The sequence below is a fragment of the Paenimyroides tangerinum genome, assembly GCF_003865405.1.
GTDB classification, from domain to species: Bacteria; Bacteroidota; Bacteroidia; order Flavobacteriales; family Flavobacteriaceae; genus Flavobacterium; species Flavobacterium tangerinum.
This window is the reverse complement of record NZ_RQVQ01000075.1, coordinates 621-5,816: the sequence shown is the minus strand read 5'-3', so window position 1 is coordinate 5,816 and position 5,196 is coordinate 621. Positions and strand designations below refer to the sequence as shown.

Annotated in this window: 1 protein-coding gene; it reads left to right on the top strand. The window is 34.9% G+C overall.

Annotation, left to right across the window (positions count from 1 at the left end; all coding sequences use genetic code 11):
- Positions 1 to 160: 160 nt before the first annotated feature.
- On the top strand, positions 161 to 5,196 hold a 5,036-nt coding region (locus EG240_RS15970; protein WP_203229334.1), incomplete at its 3' end, for a choice-of-anchor J domain-containing protein.

Below are 5,196 nucleotides of genomic sequence, written 5' to 3'. Positions count from 1 at the left end.
ATAGCATAGATTTATATTTAATTTGGAGAAAGCTCAACAGAATTTTTTTGTTGAGCTTTTTTTATTACAAAAAAAAAATTAAATTTCTGTGTTAAAATAAGATTATTGTTTGTTTAAATATGATATATTTGTGATAGTCTCATAATTTAATATTTTTTCTATGAAGAAAATTACTAGCTTAATATTACTAATGTTCTGTACATTGGTAGGTTATAGCCAAATTATCAGCACCGGTTTTGAAACTGGTGTTCCTGCAGGCTGGATTGTTACACATAATGGAGTTGGAATCAACAGCCCATGGAATGTTAATAATACTGCTATTTTGGCTAATTCTGGCAACTCTTGTTTGATGGTTGCTCCAGAAACGGCTACTGCTGTTTCCCCAATTCAAGATTGGGTCATAACTTCAGTGGCAAATTTAGGAGGTATTCTAAATCCTAAATTATCGTTTTACGGTAAAGCGTCTCCAGCTGGTCCTACTAGAAACAGTAGATTAGAAGTTAGAATTTCTACTACTAATACCAATTTGACAAGTTTTAATACAATTGCGACTTTTCAAGATTTTAATGGTGCTGCTCCAAATCCAATTAGTCCAACTGGTGGAACTTATGGATTTCAAGAGTTGAGTTTATTACAATATGCAGGTCAAAATATTTACGTTGCTTTTGTAATGATTAATGAAGGTCAGGGTAAAACGTGGAGTTTAGATGATATTTTGATTTTTGAAGACTGTCCGGATGCTACAAATTTAGGTGTAACAGCCTTAAACGATACAGGAGGAACAGCAAATTGGTCAAATCCTGGAGGTGCATTAAACTTTCAGACAGAAGTGGTTTTAGCTAATGCTACTCCAACTGGAGTACCAACTTACACAACTTCTACAACTCCTACTACTCAAGTAATGACTAATTTACTTCCTAATACAGTATATGATTATTATGTTAGATCTACTTGTATAAATAATGTTTTTGGAGATTGGGTTGGCCCATTTCAATTTGTTACAAATCCGCTTCCTGTTCCATTACCATATTCTGAAGGTTTTGAAGGATTACATGGATGGAGATACAGTAACAGTACTCAAGTTAATAAATGGTTTGTAGGTACTGCTACTCATAATGGAGGTGCAAATTCGTTATATATCTCTAATGATGATGGAGCAAACAACACTTATACTATAACTACTGCTTCTACAACTCATGCATACAGAGATGTAATAATTCCTGCTGGTACTGATGAACTTCTTTTTACTTTCGATTTTAAAGGTCAAGGTCAAACTACCGTCGATTATATGAAATTATGGTCAGTTCCATCGACTTTCACACCGACTGCTGGTACTGTAATTAACGCTACAAATGGTATTCAGATAGGTGGATTAATGAATCAAACGCCTAACTATTCTACCATGACTTATGTTGTCAATGTTACTGCTTATGCAGGTACAACTCGTAGATTTGCTTTTGAATGGATAAATAATAATTCAACAGGAACACAACCTCCTGCTTCAGTAGATAATATTAATATTAGTGTAATTAGATGTACAGCACCTTCACTTTTAGTATTGAATAGTGTAACTACACAAACGGCCAATATTTCTTGGACGGCTCCCACAACGCCTCCAGCTTCTTATGATTATTATGTTTCTCAAAATCCTACTCCACCAACTGACACTACTGTACCCTCTGGAAACTCTCCAACAAACTCTGCTACAGTTAGTGGTTTAGTGGCTGGTACAACTAATTTTATTTGGGTGAGAAGCAATTGTGGTACAAACGGAACAAGTTTCTGGATTGGGTATGTAGTTGCACAGACAAGTCAGATTCCTGTTGCATTACCATATTCAGAAAATTTTGAAGGTATACCAGCTTTCCAATTTAGTAATGTTAATCAACCAAATTATTGGATGATTGGTAACGCTACTCATAATGGGGGTACAAAAAGTATGTATGTTACAAATAATGCACAGAATAACGAATATACTATTACTTCAACTTCTTCTGTAGCGGCCTTTAAAGACTTTATTATTCCACCTGGAGCAGCTGAAATTAATATTCAGTTTGATTTTAAAGGGATGGGACAGGCTGCAACTGATAGAATGAAAGTTTGGTTGGTTCCGACAACATTTGTTCCTGTTTCTGGAACTAATATCACTGCTGGAACTTCAGGAGGGGTTCAAATAGGACTAACAAATTATAGTGAAGTATCAAACTGGACGACATATAATAATGTAATTAATGCTACTGCTTTAGCAGGTTCTAATAGAAGATTGATTTTTGAATGGATAAATAATACTACTACAGGTACACAACCTCCTGCTGCAGTTGATAATATTAATATTAATGTTATTACCTGTGTCGCTCCAACTAATCCTGTGTTAAATTCAGTTGAACAAGATGAAGCTACATTAAGTTGGACAGCACCTACAACAACTAATATTGTAACATATGATTATTATTATTCTACTGTAAATTCTGCACCTACAGCGACAACTGTTCCTTCAGGAACAACTACAGGTACTTCAGTTACAATTGAAGGTTTGAATCCTGCAACGCAATATTTTTTCTGGGTAAGATCTAATTGTGGAGCTGGAGATGGAAATAGTTTTTGGGTTGGACCAGTGGTTTTAAATACTAAACAAATTCCAGCCGAATTAAATTTCTTTGATGGTTTTGAAGGTCAGAGTTCATTTACTTTAAGTAACGATAATAAAATTGGATTCCCAAATCAGTGGATTATTGGTAATGCTGTTGCTGCAGCTGGAACTAAGAGTTTATATATTTCAAATGGCAATAGTGCATTTGAATATACTACTACTTCTAGTTTAACAATTATTCACGCTTATAGAGATATACATATTCCTGCTGGAACAACAACAGATATTGCATTTTTATATGATTGGAGAAGTCAAGGTGAAAATAATTCGGATTATTTACGTGTTTGGATTGTTCCTGTAGCTTATCAGCCAGTACCAGGAACGGCAATTTCTGTAGCTAACAGTGGTGGAAATCAATTAGGAGGAAATCACCAATTACGTAATACTTGGCAAAATGAGTTGTATATTTTCCCAGGTGCAACTTACGCAGGTCAAACTGTTCGTTTAGTTTTTGAATGGAGAAATAATACTTCAGGTGGAGCTCAATCTCCAGCTGCTGTTGATAATGTAGAAGTTAAAGCATTAACTTGTCCTGCTCCAATTGATTTAGCTGCATCTACAGGGATTAATAATACAATTAATTTGACTTGGACTCCAGTAGGAACCGAAACACAGTGGGAAGTCGTGATTCAACCTACAGGTGGTGGTTCGCCTGGTGCAACCCCAGTAACTTCTGTTATTGTAAATGGTAACCCAATTTATAATTTCACACCAGTTGAAGGACAATTATATGAGTATTATGTTAGAGCGATTTGTTCAGAATCAGATAACAGTTTATGGACAGGGCCAGAGCAGTTTTCTTTGTTTTTACCAGAGGCTTGTGCTGATTTAGATATTTCACCTTTAAATTTAGATGTAAATGCTAATGGAGATTATATAATCTGTGATGGAGAAACCGTAGATGTAACTTTAAATGCTGCTTACGACCCAAGTTTGTTCAAAGCGACAGATGTTTATACTGTTGAACAAATTGATTATGCGCCGCCATTTCCTTTTACCGGAGGTATAGAGATGGATGTAACAATAGATGATTCTTGGGCACCTCCTTTTACTTTACCATTCGCTTTTTGTTTTTATGGAAATGAATTTACTACTGTTCAAGTAAGTTCTAATGGATATATTAAAATGGGTGGTAATGAGCCTTATCCAGGGAATGCTTCATTTTCTATGAGCGGAATATCATCATTCCCTGCTCCGACTTCAAATGATGATTTTAAAAATGTAATTATGGGTGTATTTCAGGATATTGATCCTATTCCTTGGAAAAGTCCAAATGGAAGTATAAATTATCAGGTTTTAGGGACCTATCCATGTAGAGCATTGGTTGTTAATTATAGTGAAATTGAATTATTTTCTTGTCTTGATTCTAATCCTGCTCAAAATTCTCAGATTGTAATTTATGAAATTTCAAATATTATTGAAGTTTACGTTGGCAATAGAGAATCTTGTGGAGCTAGTGGTTTCAATGGAGGAAAAGGTGTTATTGGTTTAACTAATTTAACTGGAACTCAGGCTACAATCCCTCCTGGTAGAAATGTAGGTACTTGGGAAACACAGAATGAAGCGTGGCGTTTCAAACCAAATGGTGAAACAACTCCAACTTTTGGATGGTATCAAGATGGCGATTTAATTTCTACAAGTCCTATAGTTACAGTTACATTAGATGAGTCTGCTTATTTTGAGGCTGTGGTTTCATATCCAGGTTGTGGGGGTGAAGATTTAGTTTTAAGAAAAGGTTTTGAAGTTAAGGTTACAGAAGAAATTATTCTTCCTCAAGCAGAAGAAGTGGTTATTTGTATTAATGACTTAGATGACCCAGATAGAGGCCGAATTAATGATAATGATGAAGTCATTTTATCAAGTATTGATAATCCACTAAACTTTACAATGACCTATTATCATTCTGAGGATGATGCAGAAACAGGTACAAATCCTATTGCAGATCCTGAGAATTATGTTCCAACGACCTTCCCTGAGATTATTTATGTAAGGGTTGAAAATGAAGAAACGGGTTGTTTTGGTATCACTTCATTCAATGTTCGTGAAGGAGTAGTTCCAGAGTTAGATTTGCAAGATATAGTTATTTGTACAAGCTTTACATTAAGTCCATTACCTGAAAAACAGAAATACTTAATGTATGAAGTTTTAGATCCAATTAATCAAACAGTTGTAACTGATATGGTAAATGATCCTCCTGTTAACACTATTTTACCAGTTGGTTTTTATAAGGTATATGTTGAAATTGAAAGTGATGATAAGTGTACAGAAGTTTTTTCATATAAAGTTACTGTGATTCCATGTTCTATTCCGAAGGGTATTTCTCCTAACGGAGATGGTTTAAATGATTATCTTGATCTGAGTTATTATATGGCAACTAGCGTTAAAATTTTTAACCGTCATGGTGCAGAAGTTTATTCTCATGGACCAGGTTACACCAATCAGTGGATGGGTCAAAGTAATAGTGGTGGTATGTTGCCAAGTGGAACTTATTTCTACACAATAGTTACCCCTTATGAAAACTTTACAGGTTGGATTCAGGTTGTTAG